The organism is Mesorhizobium shangrilense (assembly GCF_040537815.1).
Classification (GTDB): domain Bacteria; phylum Pseudomonadota; class Alphaproteobacteria; order Rhizobiales; family Rhizobiaceae; genus Mesorhizobium; species Mesorhizobium shangrilense.
Window position 1 is genome coordinate 3,322,889 of record NZ_JBEWSZ010000001.1, and the last position, 18,173, is coordinate 3,341,061.

Here is an 18,173-nt window from a genome sequence, read left to right on the forward strand (position 1 = left end):
GGAGAACCGGGATGTCATTCCTGTTCAATTCCGATGCGCGCCGCGGCGCGGTCTTCGCCGGTGCCTTTGCCAAAGAACTGCCGGACCTCCCCTTCGCCATAGACGCCGCGACGGTCGATCCCGACGCGGTGCGCTATCTCATCACCTGGACCGTGCCGGATAACCTCGCCCGCTACAGGAACCTGGAGATCCTGTTTTCCCTCGGCGCGGGCGTTGACCAATTTCGCTTCGCTGCGGTGCCGGCGAAGGTGAAGATCGTGCGCATGATCGAGGAAGGCATAGTGCGCATGATGCAGGAGTACGTGACGCTGGCCGTGCTCGCCCTGCACCGCAACCTGCCGGTCTATGTGAGGCAGCAACGGGCCGGTGAATGGCGTGACATCCACCAGCCCCCGGCCGGGTCGCGCCGGATCGGCGTGCTCGGCCTTGGGCAGCTTGGCGAGGCCGTTCTCGACCGGCTGAAGCCGTTCGGTTTCCCGCTCGCTGGCTGGAGCCGCTCGCCGCGGCGGATGGAAGACGTGACCTGTCATCATGGCGAGTTCGGACTGGAGCAGATGCTGGCAACCAGCGACATACTGGTCTGCCTGCTGCCGCTGACCGAGGATACACGCGGTCTCCTGAATGCCAACCTGTTCGCGAAACTGCCTGAGGGGGCGGCCATCGTCCACACGGGCCGGGGGCCGCAGCTCGACCACGAAGCGCTTGTCGCCGCGCTCGACAGGGGTCACCTTTCAGCGGCGATGATCGACGTGACCGATCCTGAACCGCTGCCCCCGAGCCATCCGTTCTGGTCGCATCCGAAGATCGTTCTGACCCCGCATGTCGCCAGCGTCACCCAGCCGGCAAGCGCGGCACGCGCCGTCATCGACAACATCAAACGCCACCGCGCAGGTCTCGATCCCATCGGGCTCGTCGACCGATTGCGCGGTTATTGAAATCCAACCCGAAAGGCCATTCCTTGTCCCTGCTCAAGACCGTCGATACCAACCCAGACTTCACCCCGCGCGAATCCAAGGCGCTGCCCGAACGGCTGATTGCCGGCGACCCCGCCTTCAAGACCTGGGCGCAGGATGCCGCCAAGGGCGACCTTGTCCATACCGGCGTCTGGGAGGCGACGCCGGGGGAGACGCGCTCGATCAAGGGCGACATTTTCGAGTTCTGCCACATCCTCTCCGGCGTGATCGAAATCACGCCCGACGCCGGCGAGACGGTGACTTACCGCGCTGGCGACAGCTTCGTCATGAAGCCCGGCTTCATCGGCGTCTGGAAGACCATCCAAACGGTGCGCAAGATCTACGTGACGGTCGGATAACGGAACCCGCGTGAGGTGCCTGCATGCGCGGAAGATTTTGCCGTCTCGCATGCCTGGCACGCAACATTCGGCGGCGGCGGATCGCGGAACAGCGCATGCTGCGTGCCGGCAAGCGCTAGGCTCCAGCCGATGCCGCAGAGTGGTTGTCGATGAGCCTGAGCTTCGATCCCGATACAATCCCCCTTCCCGCCGGCCACTTCATCGGCGGGGAACTGATCCCGGCCGAGGGCGGGATCGAAATGCGCCGCCCGTCGGATGGCATGTCGTATGCGGCCTGCCCAGTGGCCGGCGAAGACATCGTCGACCGTGCGGTGGAAAGCGCCAAAGTGGCGCTGAAGACCAGCAACTGGGGCGGCGTCCGGCCACGCGAGCGCACCAGGGCGCTCCAGGCCTGGGCTGACCTGATCGAGGCGGAAGCCGAAACGCTGGCCAGAATCGAGGCGCTGTGCTCGACGCGGCCCGTAGGCCAGCTCGTCGCCGGCGATATCTCCATAACCGCCGAGCAGATCCGCTTCTTTGCCGAGTTCGCCGACAAGGAGGGCAGCGAGCTTGTGCCGACTGATGACACCAGTCTCGGCATGATCATGAGCGAGCCCTATGGCGTGGTCGGCGCGATCACGCCCTGGAATTTTCCTGTTTCGATGGCCGGCTGGAAGCTCGGTCCTGCGCTGGCCGCTGGCAATGCGGTCGTGCTGAAGCCGTCGGAAATGACGCCCTTCTCGGCCATCTACATGGCAGAGCTCGCGATCAGGGCGGGCCTTCCGGCAGGGCTCATAAACGTGGTGCTCGGCGACGGTCCGACGACCGGCACGGCATTGACCGGCCATCCCGACATCGCCAAGGTCTCCTTCACCGGCTCGACCCGCGCCGGCTCGGCCATCATGGAGAACGTCGCCCGCACCGGCGTCAAGCCGATGACGCTTGAGCTCGGCGGCAAGAGCCCGCAGATCGTCTTTGCCGATGCCGATCTCGACAAGGCGGCAATAGCGATCGCCGGCAGCGTCACCTTCAATGCCGGCCAGGCCTGTGTGGCCGGCACACGCCTGATCGTCGAGAAGAGTGTCGCCGACAGGTTGACGGCCGCCATTCTGGAACGGATGAAGGCGGCCCGGCCCGGCCCGACTTGGGACGCGACGACACAGTATTCGCCCATCATCTCGGAACGGCAGCGGGCGCGTATCGACGGCATCGTGCGAGCCGCGGTCGAGGCAGGCGGCAAATGCCTGGCCGGCGGCAGCGCCATGGACAGTCCCGGCTATTTCTACAGACCGACGCTGATTGCCAATGTCGATCAGGCCAATCCTGCAATCGTCGAGGAAATCTTCGGACCGGTCCTGACCGTCCAGACATTCGAGACTGAGGAAGAGGCGCTGGCGCTGTCCAGCCATCCGACTTACGGGCTGGCTTCCGGCGTGTTCACCTCCGACCTCTCCCGTACCATCCGCTTCGCGCGCAAGCTCGAAGCGGGCACCGTCTGGGTCAACCGATACAGTCGCTCGCGCGACCATATCCTGCCGACCGGCGGCTACAAGCGCTCCGGCATCGGCAAGGACCTCGGCCGCGAGGCCTATCTCGCCAATCGCAGGACCAAGAGTGTCCTGATCAGCCTGTGAAGAGATGCCGATGAAGTCCTATTCGATTGCCCTGATCCCTGGTGATGGCATCGGCCGCGACGTGACCGCGGCCGCCTGGTCTGTGCTGGAGACGGCGGCCAAACAGGCCGGCCTTGCCCTGGCGGCAACCGAGTTCCCCTGGTCCTGCAAATTCTTCAAGGAAACGGGCCGCATGATGCCGGAGGACGGCGTCGAGACCTTGCGCGGCTTCGACGCTATCCTTCTCGGCGCCGTCGGCTGGCCGGCGGAGGTGCCGGATTCCGTCTCGCTGCACGGCCTGCTGCTGCCGATCCGCAAGGCATTCGTGCAATACGCCAACATCCGGCCGCACCGCCTGCTGCCGGGTGTGACGGGGCCGCTGCGGGCCGAGAGCTTCGACATATTGTGTATTCGCGAGAACACCGAAGGCGAATATTCGGGCGCCGGCGGGCGCGTGCATCAAGGCACTCTGGACGAGGTTGCCGTGGAGACCTCGATCTTCACCCGCGCCGGTGTCGAGCGCATCCTGCGCTACGGCTTCGAGCGGGCGCGGACGCGGCGCGGCAAACTGGCCTCCGTGACCAAGTCCAACGCGCAGAAATACTCGATGGTGTTCTGGGACGAGATCACGCGAAAGCTGGCGGCGGACTACCCTGATGTCGCAGTGACCAGCTATCACGTCGACGCGCTTGCCGCGCGCATGATCATGGCGCCGGAGAGCCTCGACGTGGTCGTCGCCTCGAACCTGTTCGGCGACATACTGACCGACATCGGCGCGGCGATCCAGGGCGGGCTCGGCTATGCCGCCTCCGCCAACATCAACCCCGACCGCTCGGCGCCATCCATGTTCGAGCCGGTGCACGGCTCCGCGCCCGACATCGCTCATCTCGGCATCGCCAACCCGATCGCCACCATATGGTCCGGCGCGATGATGCTCGATCATCTCGGCGAAACGGCTGCGGCCAGCCGTGTCATGAAAGCGGTCGAAGCGACAACCGCGCGCGGCATTGGAACCACTCCGGGCAAAGACAGAACTGAGGCCATCACGGCCGCCGTCGTCGCGTCGCTCACCTGATTGCAAGGTTGTTTTCAATGAAAAGCCTGAAAGACAAAAGTCTCTTCCGCGAAGCCGGCCTGATCGGCGGCAGATGGGTCACTGCCGGCTCCGGCAAAACGGTCGATGTCCTGGACCCAGCGACCCAGTTGGCGATCGGCACAGTACCCGACATGGCTGGTCCGGAGACCCGCGCGGCCATAGACGCCGCAGCTTCCGCCTATCGGGACTGGAAGAAGAAGACCAACGCCGAACGCGCCACGCTGCTGGAAGCATGGCATGGCCTGATGCTGACACATCTGGACGATCTGGCGCTGATCCTGACGACGGAACAGGGCAAGCCGCTGGACGAAGCCAGGGGTGAAATCCGCTACGGCGCTTCCTTCGTCAAATGGTTCGCCGAGGAAGCGCGCCGGATCAACGGCCACACCATCCCCTCGCCCACGCCAGACCGCCGCATCATCGTGCTGAAGGAACCGGTCGGGGTGTGCGGCATCATCACGCCGTGGAACTTTCCCAACGCGATGATCACCCGCAAGGTCGCGCCGGCGCTGGCCGCCGGCTGCACGGTGGTCATCAAGCCGTCCGAGTTCACGCCCTATTCGGCACTGGCGCTTGGCGTGCTCGCCGAACGGGCGGGCATTCCCGCCGGCGTCATCAACATCGTCACCGGCATGCCGGCCGAGATCGGCAACGAGATCATGGCGAACGAGACCGTTCGCAAGATCTCCTTCACCGGCTCGACGCGGGTCGGTTCGCTGCTGATGCGCGGGGCGGCCGACAGCGTGAAGCGGCTGAGCCTCGAACTCGGCGGCAACGCCCCCTTCATCGTCTTCGACGACGCCGATCTTGATCTCGCCGTCGAGGGCGCGCTCGTCTCGAAGTTCCGCAATGGCGGCCAGACCTGCGTCTGCGCCAATCGCATCCTCGTCCAAGCCGGTGTCTACGAAACCTTCGCCGCGAAGCTCACCGCCCGCGTCAACGCCATGACGGTCGGGCCCGGCACACAGCCCGGCGTCGCCATCGGGCCGATGATCAACATGGCGGCGGTCGAGAAAATCAACCGCCATGTCGAGGATGCGCTCGCCAAAGGTGCTGCGATCGTCACCGAGAAGTTGACGCTGCCGGAGGGTCCTCAGTATGTCGCGCCGCTGGTGCTGACCGGCGCCACAAAGGACATGCAACTTGCCGGCGAGGAAACGTTCGGCCCGGTCGCACCGCTTTTCCGCTTCGAGACGGAAGAGGAAGCGATCGCCCTTGCCAACGGTACGCCGTACGGGCTTGCCTCCTACTTTTACACCGAAAACCTCAACCGCGCCTGGCGCGTCGGCGAGGCGCTGGAATTCGGCATGGTGGGCCTCAACACCGGCTCGGTCTCGATTGAGGTCGCTCCCTTCGGCGGCGTCAAGCAGTCCGGTCTTGGGCGCGAGGGCGCGCAAGCCGGCATCGAGGAATATCTCGAGATGAAGAGTTTTCATATGGGCGGGCTGGGCTGAAACCCAGCCGCCGGACGTCACTGAATCCGATCGAGCGCCTTGTAGTAGAGGCCGACCATCGGCAGGAACCAAGGCTTGCCGGAATAACCGGGAATGGCAGGCCACTCGAACCCCTTCATCGGATTGCGATCCTCGCGGCCGAGCATGGCATCGGCCATGATCATGCCGAGATGCGTGGAAAGCTGCGCGCCATGGCCGGAATAGCCCATGGCGTACCAGACACCGTCATGATAGCCAGCTCTTGGGAAGCGGTCCTTGGTCATGTCGACCAGCCCACCCCAGCAAAAATCGATCTCGACCTTGGCGAGTTGTGGGAAGATCGCGGCGAGGCTCGCCTGCAATATCTGCCCGCTCCTGGCGTCAGAGCGCTGATCCGATGTCGCCGAGAAACGTGCGCGGCCACCGAAGATCAGACGGTTATCAGGCGAAAGCCGAAAGTAATTGCCGATGTTCATCGAGGTCACGCATGTCCGGTTGCCCGGCATGGTCGCGGCGATCTCGGCGTCGCTTAGCGGCCGCGTGGCGATGATGAAGCTGCCGACGGAAATGATCCTGCGGCGGAAATAGCTGAAATTCGGCGTGGTGTAGGCGCCGGTCGCCACCAGCACATTGTCGGCGCTGATCCGGCCGCGAGAGGTGGTCAGCTCATGCCGGTTGCCGGCCTGCTTGCGGTCTGTAACCGCCGCGTTCTCGTGGATGATTGCGCCATGACGGGCGGCTGAAGTGGCCAGGCCGGCCACATAGCGGCCCATATGCATCATGGCGCTCTTCTTCGACAGCATCGCGCCATGGAAGGGCGAGCCGATCTCGGATTTGAGATCGTCCGCCGAGAGCAGCGCTGTATCCGGATCGACGTCGGCATGGACGGCTTCGAAGTTGCGGGCGATTGATTCAAAATGCTGCGGCTTGGAGGCAAGCTTCAACTTGCCGGCGCGACGGAAGGCACAGTCGATGCCTTCCTCGGCGACCAGCGCCTCGATGGTGTCGACGGAGTCGTCCAGCGCCCGGTAGAGCGCGATCGCGCGTTCCTTGCCGAGCTCCGCCTTGGCCGAGAGGTAGCTGTGGGCGAGGCCGTTGTTCAGGTGTCCGCCATTGCGTCCGGACGCGCCCCAGCCCACCCGCTCCGCCTCAAGCACCGCCACCCTGGCGCCGGCCTTCGCCAGTTGGTGCGCAGCGGCAAGGCCAGTGAAGCCGCCGCCGATAATGGCGGCATCGTAGTGCCCCTCGACAGGGCCTGGCCCCCCACCGGAAAACACCGGGGCTGTGTCGTGCCAGTAGGAGACCAGTTTCATCGGCAATCCGCCTGTTTCAAAGACCAACCACGCCTGCAAGACCCGAAATGTCTGATATCTCGACATAGCCGTAATACGGGTTGGCCGGTTCGTGGCCGCGATTGACCCAGACCTTGTTCTTGATGCCGAGATCGTGGGCCGACATCAGGTCGTAGCGGAACGAGGACGAGCAGTGAAGAATATCTTCAGGGCCGCAGCCCAGCATGTCGAGCATGTATTCGAACCCCTTGAACCGAGGCTTGTAGGCTTGCGCTTGCTCGGCCGTGTAGACGGCATGGAACGGCGCGCCGAGCTTCTCGACATTAGACATGATCTGCGCGTTCATGGCGTTGGACAAAATGACCAGCGGAATTTCCTTGGCGACCTTGGCGAGGCCCGCCGGGACATCCGCGTGGGGACCCCAGGTCGGGACACGCTCATAGACCATCCTGGCGTCGTCGGGGCTGAAGGCGACGCCATTGCGCTTGCAGGTGCGCTCAAGCGCGTTGTGGACTACGTCGGCATAGGGCTTCCAGTCGCCCATGATCTCGTCGAGCCGGTACGCTGCGAAGTTCTTGATGAACTCCTGCATGCGCGGTTCGTCGAGCCGGCTGCCGTAGAGGTCGCGCGCCGCTTCCGCCATCTGGAAATGGGTCAACGTGCCATAGCAGTCGAAGGTGATGTATTTGGGCCTGAAAGAAGCCATGTCCGTCGATCTCCGGTGGAAGCACACAAGCGTTGCGATGCACTTCATCATAAGCCGGCAGGCGACTAGCCACCTGACCGAAATAGGCCTCCCGAAAGCAGAAAGTTCCGTATCCGCCAGCGGGTTTGGCACGCTGTAGCATCTTGACGGCCAATGAGAGTGCCTTTCGCGACCTGAAGCGCACGCATCGCGGGCGGCGCCAGCACAAGATGCGGCGCGCCTCTCGCACTACGGCGAAAGATACCGCCGAAACCAACGCCTTCAGACGATCCGCCGCGCGCCGATGGTCGAGACTTGGCTCAGACGGAAGGATGCCTCATGCAACACGACGAGATCGAAATCCGGACCTTCGGACCGGACCATATCGAGGGTGCCGTGGCACTCTCTCGTCAGGAGAACTGGCCGCATCGCCCGCAGGACTGGCAGATGGCGCTGCAGCTCTCGATCGGCGCGGTCGCGCTCAACGGCCACGGCCAGGTCACCGGGACCATCCTGGTTACGCCCTATGGCGCCGATTGCGCCATGATCAACATGGTGATCGTCGACAGGAATGTGCGAGGCATGGGACTCGGACGCCGGCTCATGGAAGAGGCATTTGCCCTTGCCGAGGACCGTCCGTTGCGGCTGGTAGCGACGACGGACGGCATGCCTCTCTATGAGAAACTGGGCTTCGTACCCTCTGGCACCGTTCTGCAGTATCAGGGCAAGGTCGCAGAGCTTGACGGTCCAGAAGGCGTGGAAGCAGCAAGTGCCGATGATCCGCCGGCGATCAAGGCGATGGACCGCGAGGCCTATGGCGCGGACCGGGAAGCTCTGATCGATGCGCTGGCCGAGCGCGGCGAATTCGCGGTCATCCGCCGCAATGGCGTCATCGAGGCCTATGCCGCGATCCGCCCGTTCGGACGCGGCGAGGTGATCGGCCCGGTCATCGCCGGAAACGTCGAGGATGCCAGGGCACTCATCAGTTTCTTCGCCACATCACGCCCCGGCGCCTTCCTGCGTGTGGATACCGACAGCCGGACCGGCATCGCCGATTGGCTCGGGGAAATCGGCCTCGCCCATGTCGGCGGCGGCGTGACCATGGACCGTCCGTCCAGGAAGAACGCGGCACAGGCCCGGCCAAAAATTTACGCCCTCGCCAACCAGGCGCTCGGTTAGTCCGGAGGATAACAATGCTCGCCAATTCCCTGATCGAACTCGACCGCGCCCATCTTATTCATCCGGTCTCGTCATATCGCGGCCACGAGGCGCTTGGCGTGCGTGTGCTGAAATCGGCGAAGGGCGCGACTGTGACCGATGCGTCCGGCCGGCAACTCGTAGACGGGTTTGCCGGGCTGTGGTGCGTCAACGCCGGCTATGGTCACGACAGTATCGTCGAGGCCGCCGCCCGGCAGATGCGCGAGCTTCCCTATGCCACCGCTTATTTCGACCTCGGCTCGGAGCCGGCTATCCGGCTCGCCTCGGAACTGGCCGAGCGCGCGCCCGGGGATCTCAATCATGTCTATTTCACGCTCGGGGGGTCGGACGCGGTCGACAGCACGATCCGTTTCGTCCGCTACTACTGGAATGCCAAGGGCGAGCCGCAACGCGACCAGTTCATTTCGATCGAGCAGGGCTATCACGGGTCATCGGTGGTCGGCGCGGGCCTGACCGCGCTACCCGCCTTTCACGCCGGTTTCGGCATCCCCTTCGAATGGCAGCACAAGATCCCTTCTCCCTATCCCTATCGCAACCCGGTGGGCGAGGACGGCGACGCGATCATCGCCGCATCGCTCGGCGCGCTGAAGGCCAAGATCGAGGCGATCGGTCCTGAGCGGGTTGCGGCTTTCTACGCTGAACCGATCCAAGGCTCGGGTGGTGTCATCGTCCCGCCGAAAGGCTGGATCAAGGCGATACGCGAACTCTGCCGGGCATACGGCATCCTGTTTATCGCCGACGAGGTTATCACCGGCTTCGGCCGCACCGGACCCCTGTTCGCCTGCACGGATGAGGACATCGTTCCCGATTTCATGACGACCGCCAAAGGGTTGACATCGGGCTATGTGCCAATGGGCGCTGTGTTCATGTCCGATCATGTCTATGACGTTATCGCTGACGGCGCGGGCAACTCAGCGGTCGGCCACGGCTATACCTATTCCGCCCATCCCGTCAGCGCCGCCGTCGCGCTCGAGGTGTTGAAGCTCTACGAAAACGGGCTTCTCGAAAATGGCATCAAGGCCGGCGCCCGACTGATGGCGGGATTGGCCGGCCTGAGCGATCATCCGTTGGTCGGCGATGTGCGCGGCCGCGGCATGCTCGCCGCGGTCGAACTGGTGACGGACAAGCAGAAGAAGACACCGCTTCCTGCGTCGGCGATGCCGGCGCGGCGGGTCTTCGACAGGGCGTGGGACAACAACCTCATCATCCGCGCCTTTGCAAACGGGGTTATCGGCTACGCCCCCCCGCTGTGCTGCACCGACAGCGACATCGATGCGATCGTGGAGCGCACGCGGCGGACGCTCGATCAGACACTGGAAGATTCCGATGTCCGCCAGGCCCTGGCATGACGGGCGACGAATACCGCGTGTTTCGAAATAGCGCCGGCGCCGACGATTTCGCAATTTTGTGCCGCAGCCCTGCGCTTTTTCGGCGAATCCAGCGCGGGGGAAGTGCCAGACTGCAGTTAAGACAAGGCCAGAAAAGGCCAAGCCCCGGACAGCACGGAATTTTGTTCTGTCCAGCACCATGCAATTCGGCCGCGCAGAGGAGAGCCAGTCTTGGCCAGGGGCTTTAGCGAATTCAAATACATGACCTTCGATGTCGTCGGCACGCTGATCGACTTCGAAGGCGGCATCACGACCTGCCTGGCCGGGATTGCAGCCGACGCTGGCGTTTCCATCGATGGCGAAGCCGCACTGGCCTTGTACCGGCAAGCTCGCTACATGCCCGATGCGGGCCTGTTTCCCGACGATCTCGTACGTGTCTACATGGTCATCGCGCCACGGCTTGGCCTGCCGGCCGAGGAGAAATACGGCGTGCGCCTGCGGGACTCCGCCAGCCTCTGGACAGGTTTCCTCGACAGCGCGGCGGCATTGGCCACGCTTGCGAAATCCCACAAGCTGATTGCCATGACCAATGCACGGCGATGGGCCCTCGATCATTTCGAGAAGCAACTCGGATCGCCCTTCTTCGCCACCTTCACTGCCGATGATACCGGCACGGAAAAACCGGATCCGGCGTTCTTCCAGAAGGTCTTCGATTTCGTCGCCTCCCGAGGCGACAGCAAGGACGACATCCTGCACGTCGCGCAAAGCCAGTACCACGACATCGGCATATCGCGGGCGCTTGGCGTGACCAATTGCTGGATCGAGCGTCGGCATGCCCAGCAGGGCTATGGCGGCACGATCGAGCCCGAACGCTTTACCAAGCCGGACTACCACTTCACCTCAATGGCCGCGTTGGCGGCGGCCGTGCGGCAAAGCCTGAAGGAACGAATCTAAGCCTAAGCCCCGGAAAGCCGCGACAAGACGAGCATCCCGGAGAAACAAACAGAAAGGGGAATGATATGACCGACAAGATCACGAACTGGACCGGAGCAGACGACGCAATGGTCGAAAACGCCATTCGGCGGGGCGCGAGCCGCCGCGAGCTCCTCAAGATGCTGCTGGCGGGCGGCGCCGCGGTTGCCGCGGGCAGCTTGGTGCTCGGCCGTGCCACGCAAGCCGTCGCCGCCACGCCGGTTTCCGGCGGAACTTTCAAGGCCGCCGGCTGGTCGTCCTCGAACGCCGATACGCTCGATCCGGCGAAGGCATCGCTTTCCACCGACTATGTCCGCTGCTGCTCGCTCTACAACCGCCTGACCTTCCTCGACAAGGATGGCGTCACGCAGATGGAACTGGCCGAAAGCTTCGACAGCAAGGACGCCAAGACCTGGACGGTGAAGCTGCGCAAGGGCGTTGCGTTCCACGACGGCAAGGACCTCACCGCCGCCGACGTTGTTTTCTCGCTGAAGCGCCATCTTGATCCGGCGATCGGCTCCAAGGTCGCCAAGATCGCCGCGCAGATGACCGGCTTCAAGGCGGTCGACAAGTCGACCGTGGAAATCACGCTGGCCGATCCGAATGCCGACCTTCCGACCATCCTGGCGCTGCATCACTTCATGATCGTCGCCGACGGCACCACCGATTTCTCCAAGGGCAATGGCACTGGCGCCTTCGTGCTGGATACGTTCGAGCCCGGCGTGCGGTCGGTGGTCACCAAGAACAAGAATTACTGGAAATCGGGCAAGCCCTACCTGGACTCTTTCGAATTCATCGCCATCAGCGACGACAGCGCCCGCGTCAATGCCCTGCTTTCCGGCGACATCAATTTTGCGGCTTCGATCAATCCGCGCGCGATGAAGCTCATCGGAGGCCAGCAGGGCTTTGAACTGTCGAGGACCACCTCAGGCAACTACACGGACCTCAACATCCGGCTCGACATGGATCCGGGCAGCAAGGCCGACTTCGTGGCCGGCATGAAGTATCTCGTCAACCGCGAGCAGATCGTCAAATCGGCATTGCGCGGCCTCGGCGAAATCGGCAACGACCAACCCGTCTCGCCAGCGAATATCTTCCATAACGCCGACGTCAAGCCAAAGGCTTTCGACCCGGACAAGGCGAAGTTCCATTTCCAGAAGTCAGGCCTGCTCGGCCAGTCCATCCCGGTGATCGCTTCTGACGCCGCGACCTCGTCGATCGACATGGCGGTGATCATCCAGGCCGCCGGCGCGGATATCGGCATGAAGCTGGACGTCCAGCGTGTCCCGTCCGACGGTTATTGGGACAATTACTGGCTCAAGGCGCCAATCCATTTCGGCAACATCAATCCGCGCCCGACGCCGGACATCCTGTTCTCGCTCCTCTACGCTTCCAACGCGCCCTGGAACGAAAGCCAGTACAAGTCTGAGAAGTTCGACAAGCTGCTCGTCGAGGCGCGCGGCTCGCTCGATCAGGCCAAGCGCAAGGAAATCTACAACCAGATGCAGGTCATGGTCTCCGAGGAGGCCGGCACCATCATCCCGGCCTACATTTCCAACGTGGATGCTCTCTCCAGCAAGGTGAAGGGTTTGGAAGCGAACCCGCTCGGTGGCATGATGGGTTACGCAATGGCGGAATATCTCTGGCTCGAAGCCTAGGAAAAGCCTGCCGGGGGCCGGTCAGCCGGTCCTCGGCACTGGAGATTGCGCAAGATTGTTTTAGCCGAACGCAACCGCGGGGAGCGCTTCCATGACGTCTCGGGTTCTCAACCTGGTGCTGAAGCGGCTGGGGATTGCGGCCGTCACGCTTTTGATCGTGCTGTTCGCCGTGTTTTTCGCCACCAGCATGCTGCCTGGCGACACCGCTTCTATCCTGCTCGGCCAGGCGGCGACTCCCGAGGCGGTCGCCGGCCTGCGCGAGGCTATGCATCTCAACGATCCCGCGATCCTGCGCTTCCTGCGCTGGCTTCTCGGCCTGCTCCACGGCGACCTCGGCACCTCCTATGCCAATGACATGCCGGTCGCGGCGCTGATCGGCGGGCGCTTGATCAACACCATGAAGCTCGCCGGCATAACCACGCTGCTCGCGGTGCCGCTGGCGCTGACACTTGGCATCACCGCTGCGATGCTGCGCGGCTCCGTCTATGACCGCACCGTCACCATCGTTTCGATCGGCGTCATCTCCGTGCCGGAGTTCATGGTCGCCACCCTCGCGGTCCTGCTGTTCGCCGTTTATCTCAGATGGCTGCCGGCGCTGTCCTCGGTCAACGAGGCGCATTCGCTAGCCGACCTCGTGCGCATCTATGCGATGCCCGTGATCACGCTCACCTTCGTCATCTCCGCCCAGATGATCCGCATGACCCGCGCTGCGGTGATCGAAACGCTCTCCACGCCTTATGTCGAGATGGCGCTTCTCAAGGGCGCATCGCGCAGCCGCATGGTGCTCAAACATGCGCTTCCCAACGCGCTGGGACCGATCGTCAACGCGGTCGGGCTATCGCTGTCCTATCTGGTTGGCGGCGTCATCATCGTGGAGACGATCTTCAATTATCCCGGCATCGCCAAGCTGATGGTCGATGCGGTCGCGACCCGTGACCTGCCGCTGATCCAGAGCTGCGCGATGATCTTCTGCCTCGGCTATCTCTTGCTCATCACCGCTGCCGACATCATCGCCATCATGTCCAACCCGAGGCTCAGATGACGATGGCGCGCGCCGCAGCCTCCCGACGGTCCTTCCTGGGCCATAGCTACAATCTCGTGGGCGTCGTGGCCTCGCTGGTCATCCTGGCGTGGACGCTGACCGCAATCTTCGCGCCCTACATCATTCCCCATTCGATCGGCGAGATCGTCGACGACGATTATTTCGGCCCGATGCGCCAAGGGCTATGGCTAGGCTCGGACTATCTGGGGCGCGACATGCTCTCGCGGGTGCTGATGGGCGCACGCTACACCGTCGGCATATCGCTCGCCGCCGTCGCTATCTCCTGTTTTTCGGGCGTCATGCTGGGCATGATCGCGGCCGTCACCGGTGGCTGGCTCGACACCTGCCTCAGCCGCTTCCTGGACGCCATGAACTCCATCCCCAGCAAGCTGTTTGGCCTTGTGGTCGTTGCCGCGGTCGGCTCTTCGGTTCCGGTGCTGATCCTGACGCTCGCCGTCATCTATATTCCAGGCGCCTACCGCTTCGCGCGGGCGCTCGCCGTCAACATCAACACCATGGACTTCATGACCGTCGCGCGCGTCCGTGGCGAGAGCACCTTCTATCTCATCGGGTCCGAGATCCTGCCCAACATCATCCGCCCGGTGCTGGCCGACTTCGGCCTGCGCTTCGTTTTCATCGTGCTGTTGCTTTCCGGCCTGTCTTTCCTGGGGCTCGGCCTCCAGCCGCCGCTCGCCGACTGGGGCGCGCTGGTGCGCGAGAACATCGGCGCTCTTCCTTTCGCCGCCCCTGCCGTCATCGTGCCCTCGCTGGCGATCGCCAGCCTCACCATCAGCGTCAACCTGCTGATCGACAACCTGCCGCGGAAGATCAGGGACCGGGACGCATGACCAATCTCGTCGAGGTCAGGAACCTGAAGATCGAGGCGAAGACCGACGCCGGACGGCTTGTCGAAATCATCAAGGACGTCAGCCTCGACATCGCCGACGGCGAGATCATCGCCTTGATCGGCGAAAGCGGCTCCGGCAAGACCACGGTGGCGCTCTCGTTGATGGGCTATGCGCGGCCCGGCTGCCGGATCGTCGGCGGAGAGATCAACGTAAACGGGAAGAACATGGCAGCACTTTCCGAAAAGGAACGTGCCAGGTTGCGCGGCACCGATATCGCCTATGTTCCGCAAAGTGCCGCCGCCGCCTTCAACCCCTCGTCCACGATCATGGAGCAGGTGATCGAGGTCACGCGGATCCACAAGCTGATGCCGCCCGAACGTGCGCGCCAGCGCGCGGTCGAGCTGTTCAGGGCCTTGTCGCTACCGGACCCGGAAGGGATCGGCGCGCGTTATCCGCACCAGGTTTCGGGCGGACAATTGCAGCGGCTGGCTGCGGCCATGGCGCTCATCAGCGATCCCAAGCTGGTCATTTTCGACGAGCCGACGACCGCGCTCGACGTGACGACGCAGATCGACGTGCTGAAGGCTTTCAAGTCGGTCATGCGGGCGGGCGGGATAGCGGGTGTTTATGTTTCGCACGACCTCGCGGTCGTCGCCCAGATCGCCGATCGCATCGTTGTGCTGAAGGGCGGCGAAGTGCAGGAGACCGGCACCACGGCTCAAATCCTTTCGGCCGCCCAGCACCCCTATACGCGCGAACTGCTGGCCGCCTTCGAACCGAAACCACGGCAAGCGCATGCGGACGCCGATGCCGCAGCCAGGCAGTTGCTGCGTATCGACAATTTGACGGCCGGCTACGGCGCGGTGCGGGATGACGGACTGCCTCTCATCCGCGCTGTCGATTCCGTCAGCCTGGTGGTGGAGAAGGGGCGCAATCTCGGTGTCATCGGCGAATCCGGCTGCGGAAAATCGACACTGGCGCGAGTCATTGCCGGCATCCATCCGGCGGCGGTCGGCGACATCGTCTTCGACGGCAAGGAACTGCAGCGCGCGGCCAGGAAACGCAGCCAGGATCAACTGCGCGAAATGCAGATCGTGTTCCAGTACGCCGATACCGCGCTCAATCCGGCCAAGCCGGTGGAGGACATCATCGCCCGGCCGCTGGCCTTCTATCATCGGCTCGACAGGCAGGCGCGCTCGAAGCGCGTCGATGAACTGCTCGACATGGTGCGCCTGCCCAAGGCACTGCGCTATCGCCATCCATCGGAGCTCTCTGGCGGCCAGAAGCAGCGCGTGAATTTCGCGCGCGCGCTGGCGGCCGACCCCAAGCTCATCATCTGCGATGAAATCACCTCGGCACTCGATACGGTGGTGGCGTCCGCCGTGATCGAACTGCTCAAGGAGCTGCAGCGCGAACTGGGACTCTCCTACATCTTCATCAGCCACGACCTCTCTGTCGTCGAGGCCATCTGCGATGAAATCATGGTCATGTATAATGGGCAGCGGGTGGAGCAGATCACGCCCGACAAAGTGAAATCAGCCACCCACCCTTATTCCAAGCTCCTGTTTTCTTCCGTGCCGAAGCTCGATCCGACGTGGCTCGACGGCCTCGTCCGCGACCCGGAGCTCGTCAGCCGGTATGGCCACCGCTGAATAAACGGCAAAGCCTCACCTCGGAAACAGGCTGGGCAGCGGCATGTGCGCCTTGACGATGGGGGACTTCAGCACGACGAAGCTGAAATACTTGTCGATGCCGATATCCATGTCGGTCAGTCGCTCCATGATCGTCTGATACTCACCGATGCCGGAGGTCACGAATTTCATCAGGTAGTCGTAGCCGCCCGAGACGAGGTGGCATTCGATGACCTGGTCGATCTTCTCCACGACGGCGAGAAAGCGGGCGAAGTCTACCTGGCGGTGGTTCCTCAAGGTGATTTCGGTGAATACGGTCAACATCTGGCCGAGCTTGCCGATATTGACCTGCGCCGAATAGCCTTCGATGTAGCCCTCCGACTGGAGTTTCTTGACCCGCATCAGGCAGGGGCTCGGCGACAGATGCACCAACTCCGCCAATTCCACGTTGGTAATGCGGCCGTTCTTCTGCAGCTCGTGAAGAATCTTGATATCGATCCGATCCAGTTTCACGGCTTGTCTCCAAGGAAGAGTGCCACAGCACAAAATGCTGCACTGTTCGTAACCGTCGAGACTACCACAGCTCGCTGGCCTGTCCATCCGAGCGGATACCCCTTTGAAACGCAGCGTCTCCCGATTTCAATCGAACAGCCGGAATAAAATTCTGCATCTGCCTCAACTGCAGCAGCGGCTGCCCGCGCAACGCGCTAGATTGGCGCTTGAAGGTAGAGGGACCATGCGCGCGCCGCTGCAGCAAATCGAAACATCTGGCGAACTGCCACAGTCCGCGGACGCAGTGGTGATCGGCGGCGGCATTGTCGGCGTCTTCGCGGCCTACTACCTGGCCAGACGCGGCATGAAGGTCGCTCTTGTCGAAAAGGGGCGCATCGGCGCCGAGCAGTCCTCCAGGAACTGGGGATGGTGCCGCCAGCAGAACCGCGACGCCCGCGAACTGCCGATGGCGACCCGCAGCCTCGATCTGTGGGACAGCTTCGCGGCGGAAACCGGGGAGGACACCGGCTTTCGCCGTTGCGGCCTGCTCTATCTCAGCAATGACGAGGCGGAACTGGCCGGCTGGGCGCGCTGGCGTGACTTCGCCAGGACGGCCGGCGTCACCACGCTCATGCTCGATGGCGGCGAGGCCAGCGAGCGGGGTCGCGCCACGGGCCGGACCTGGAAGGGCGGTGTCTTCTCGCCGACCGACGGCACAGCCGACCCGTCGCGCGCCGCGCCGTCTGTCGCCCGTGCCATCCCCAAGCTGGGCGGCACCGTGCATCAGAATTGCGCCGCGCGCGGTATCGAGACCGAGGGCAGCCGCCTGAGCGGCGTGGTCACCGAAAGCGGAACGATCCGGACGAAGCTGGCTGTCCTGGCCGGCGGTGCCTGGGCCTCCTCTTTTTGCCGACAGTTCGGCTTCCGCTTTCCGCAGGCGTCGATCCGTTCCTCCATCCTGTCCGTCTCGCCCGGTGCTGAAGGTCTGCCGGATGCGCTGCACACGGCAAGGATCTCGGCCACGCGTCGCGGCGACGGCGGCTACACGCTCGCCATAAGCGGACGCGGCCGCGTGGACGTGACGCCGCAGCAGTTGCGCTTCTCGTCGCAGTTCCTGCCCATGTTCCTGAAGCGCTGGCGCAGCCTCGCACCCGGCGGTCTGCAAGGCATGCGCTCGGGCCACGAAACGCTCGGTTGCTGGCGGCTCGACCAACCGACACCGATGGAGCGGATGCGCATCCTCGATCCGGCCCCGGATCAGGCGACCATCCGCCTGACCCATGCCCGGGCGCTCGAACTCCTGCCCGACCTCAGAAAGACCAGGATCAGCGCGGCCTGGGCCGGTTACATCGACAGCACGCCTGACGGCGTGCCCGCCATCGGCGAGATCCGTAACGTTCCGGGTTTCTTCCTGGCTGCCGGATTTTCGGGGCACGGCTTCGGCATCGGACCCGGCGCCGGGCACCTCGTCGCCGATCTGATGACCGGGTCGGAACCGATCGTCGATCCGGACTCCTATGATCCCCGGCGCTTCGACGCTTCGGCCTGGGGGAAGGTCGCTGATTTCTAGGATG

General features: G+C 63.6%; 16 protein-coding genes. 13 read left to right on the plus strand and 3 right to left on the minus strand.

From position 1 onward, the window contains the following. Positions 1–11: 11 nt before the first annotated feature. The 5 genes from ABVQ20_RS16325 to ABVQ20_RS16345 all read left to right on the plus strand — a co-directional run bounded on the left by ABVQ20_RS16325 (position 12) and on the right by ABVQ20_RS16345 (position 5,454). Positions 12–935 carry a 2-hydroxyacid dehydrogenase gene (locus tag ABVQ20_RS16325; RefSeq protein WP_354460547.1) on the plus strand — a complete coding sequence of 308 codons (924 nt, stop codon included), beginning with the start codon at positions 12–14 and terminating at the stop codon, positions 933–935. Between the two features lie 23 nt (positions 936–958). Then, positions 959–1,312, plus strand: coding sequence for a cupin domain-containing protein (locus ABVQ20_RS16330; RefSeq protein WP_354460548.1), 354 nt, complete (start codon positions 959–961; stop codon positions 1,310–1,312). 149 nt (positions 1,313–1,461) lie between these two features. Continuing rightward, positions 1,462–2,925 (plus strand): aldehyde dehydrogenase family protein, encoded by a 1,464-nt coding sequence (locus ABVQ20_RS16335; RefSeq protein ID WP_354460549.1) that lies wholly within the window; start codon positions 1,462–1,464, stop codon positions 2,923–2,925. 10 nt (positions 2,926–2,935) lie between these two features. After that, entirely contained in the window at positions 2,936–3,979 is a 1,044-nt protein-coding gene (locus tag ABVQ20_RS16340) for a tartrate dehydrogenase (protein ID WP_354460550.1), read from the plus strand. A gap of 17 nt (positions 3,980–3,996) precedes the next feature. Next, a complete protein-coding gene (locus ABVQ20_RS16345; protein WP_354460551.1) occupies positions 3,997–5,454 on the plus strand; it encodes an NAD-dependent succinate-semialdehyde dehydrogenase in 1,458 nt (485 codons plus the stop codon). A 17-nt stretch (positions 5,455–5,471) separates the two neighbouring features. On the opposite strand, the gene ABVQ20_RS16350 is transcribed toward ABVQ20_RS16345, so the two are convergent. Then, a complete protein-coding gene (locus ABVQ20_RS16350; protein ID WP_354460552.1) occupies positions 5,472–6,746 on the minus strand; it encodes an NAD(P)/FAD-dependent oxidoreductase in 1,275 nt (424 codons plus the stop codon). Positions 6,747–6,762: 16 nt separating this feature from the next. Next, on the minus strand, positions 6,763–7,431 hold the full coding sequence (locus ABVQ20_RS16355; RefSeq protein WP_354460553.1) for a haloacid dehalogenase type II: 669 nt from the start codon (positions 7,429–7,431) through the stop codon (positions 6,763–6,765). 318 nt (positions 7,432–7,749) lie between these two features. Here ABVQ20_RS16355 and ABVQ20_RS16360 point away from each other — a divergent pair, with 318 nt between their 5' ends. From ABVQ20_RS16360 to ABVQ20_RS16390, 7 genes are all read left to right on the plus strand, one after another. Continuing rightward, entirely contained in the window at positions 7,750–8,589 is an 840-nt protein-coding gene (locus tag ABVQ20_RS16360) for a GNAT family N-acetyltransferase (protein WP_354460554.1), read from the plus strand. Positions 8,590–8,603: 14 nt separating this feature from the next. Then, positions 8,604–9,977, plus strand: coding sequence for an aspartate aminotransferase family protein (locus tag ABVQ20_RS16365; protein WP_354460555.1), 1,374 nt, complete (start codon positions 8,604–8,606; stop codon positions 9,975–9,977). Positions 9,978–10,217: 240 nt separating this feature from the next. Beyond that, complete coding sequence (locus tag ABVQ20_RS16370; RefSeq protein WP_435528420.1) at positions 10,218–10,910, plus strand: HAD-IA family hydrolase; 693 nt, start codon at positions 10,218–10,220, stop codon at positions 10,908–10,910. A 65-nt stretch (positions 10,911–10,975) separates the two neighbouring features. Next, positions 10,976–12,586, plus strand: coding sequence for an ABC transporter substrate-binding protein (locus tag ABVQ20_RS16375; RefSeq protein WP_354460557.1), 1,611 nt, complete (start codon positions 10,976–10,978; stop codon positions 12,584–12,586). Positions 12,587–12,677: 91 nt separating this feature from the next. Further along, positions 12,678–13,628, plus strand: a complete 951-nt coding sequence (locus ABVQ20_RS16380; RefSeq protein ID WP_354460558.1) for an ABC transporter permease — start codon at positions 12,678–12,680, stop codon at positions 13,626–13,628. Then, on the plus strand, positions 13,625–14,476 hold the full coding sequence (locus tag ABVQ20_RS16385) for an ABC transporter permease (RefSeq protein WP_354460559.1): 852 nt from the start codon (positions 13,625–13,627) through the stop codon (positions 14,474–14,476). Before ABVQ20_RS16380 ends, ABVQ20_RS16385 begins: the two co-directional genes overlap by 4 nt. Continuing rightward, complete coding sequence (locus tag ABVQ20_RS16390; protein WP_354460560.1) at positions 14,473–16,128, plus strand: ABC transporter ATP-binding protein; 1,656 nt, start codon at positions 14,473–14,475, stop codon at positions 16,126–16,128. The genes ABVQ20_RS16385 and ABVQ20_RS16390 overlap by 4 nt, the downstream gene beginning before the upstream one ends. 15 nt (positions 16,129–16,143) lie before the next feature. Here ABVQ20_RS16390 and ABVQ20_RS16395 read toward each other — a convergent pair whose 3' ends face one another. Next, entirely contained in the window at positions 16,144–16,620 is a 477-nt protein-coding gene (locus tag ABVQ20_RS16395) for an Lrp/AsnC family transcriptional regulator (RefSeq protein ID WP_354460561.1), read from the minus strand. Positions 16,621–16,843: 223 nt separating this feature from the next. Between ABVQ20_RS16395 and ABVQ20_RS16400 the strand changes: the two genes are divergently transcribed. Then, complete coding sequence (locus ABVQ20_RS16400) at positions 16,844–18,169, plus strand: NAD(P)/FAD-dependent oxidoreductase (protein ID WP_354460562.1); 1,326 nt, start codon at positions 16,844–16,846, stop codon at positions 18,167–18,169. Positions 18,170–18,173: the final 4 nt, after the last annotated feature.

What these genes read in the sequence shown, in the direction of transcription:
- ABVQ20_RS16325 (WP_354460547.1), top strand. Translation starts at nt 12, where the DNA reads ATGTCATTCCTGTTCAATTCCGATGCGCGCCGCGGCGCGGTCTTCGCC.
- ABVQ20_RS16355 (WP_354460553.1), bottom strand. Translation starts at nt 7,431, where the DNA reads ATGGCTTCTTTCAGGCCCAAATACATCACCTTCGACTGCTATGGCACG.
- ABVQ20_RS16370 (WP_435528420.1), top strand. Translation starts at nt 10,218, where the DNA reads ATGACCTTCGATGTCGTCGGCACGCTGATCGACTTCGAAGGCGGCATC.
- ABVQ20_RS16350 (WP_354460552.1), bottom strand. Translation starts at nt 6,746, where the DNA reads ATGAAACTGGTCTCCTACTGGCACGACACAGCCCCGGTGTTTTCCGGT.
- ABVQ20_RS16375 (WP_354460557.1), top strand. Translation starts at nt 10,976, where the DNA reads ATGACCGACAAGATCACGAACTGGACCGGAGCAGACGACGCAATGGTC.
- ABVQ20_RS16345 (WP_354460551.1), top strand. Translation starts at nt 3,997, where the DNA reads ATGAAAAGCCTGAAAGACAAAAGTCTCTTCCGCGAAGCCGGCCTGATC.
- ABVQ20_RS16360 (WP_354460554.1), top strand. Translation starts at nt 7,750, where the DNA reads ATGCAACACGACGAGATCGAAATCCGGACCTTCGGACCGGACCATATC.
- ABVQ20_RS16385 (WP_354460559.1), top strand. Translation starts at nt 13,625, where the DNA reads ATGACGATGGCGCGCGCCGCAGCCTCCCGACGGTCCTTCCTGGGCCAT.
- ABVQ20_RS16380 (WP_354460558.1), top strand. Translation starts at nt 12,678, where the DNA reads ATGACGTCTCGGGTTCTCAACCTGGTGCTGAAGCGGCTGGGGATTGCG.
- ABVQ20_RS16365 (WP_354460555.1), top strand. Translation starts at nt 8,604, where the DNA reads ATGCTCGCCAATTCCCTGATCGAACTCGACCGCGCCCATCTTATTCAT.
- ABVQ20_RS16390 (WP_354460560.1), top strand. Translation starts at nt 14,473, where the DNA reads ATGACCAATCTCGTCGAGGTCAGGAACCTGAAGATCGAGGCGAAGACC.
- ABVQ20_RS16335 (WP_354460549.1), top strand. Translation starts at nt 1,462, where the DNA reads ATGAGCCTGAGCTTCGATCCCGATACAATCCCCCTTCCCGCCGGCCAC.
- ABVQ20_RS16340 (WP_354460550.1), top strand. Translation starts at nt 2,936, where the DNA reads ATGAAGTCCTATTCGATTGCCCTGATCCCTGGTGATGGCATCGGCCGC.
- ABVQ20_RS16400 (WP_354460562.1), top strand. Translation starts at nt 16,844, where the DNA reads ATGCGCGCGCCGCTGCAGCAAATCGAAACATCTGGCGAACTGCCACAG.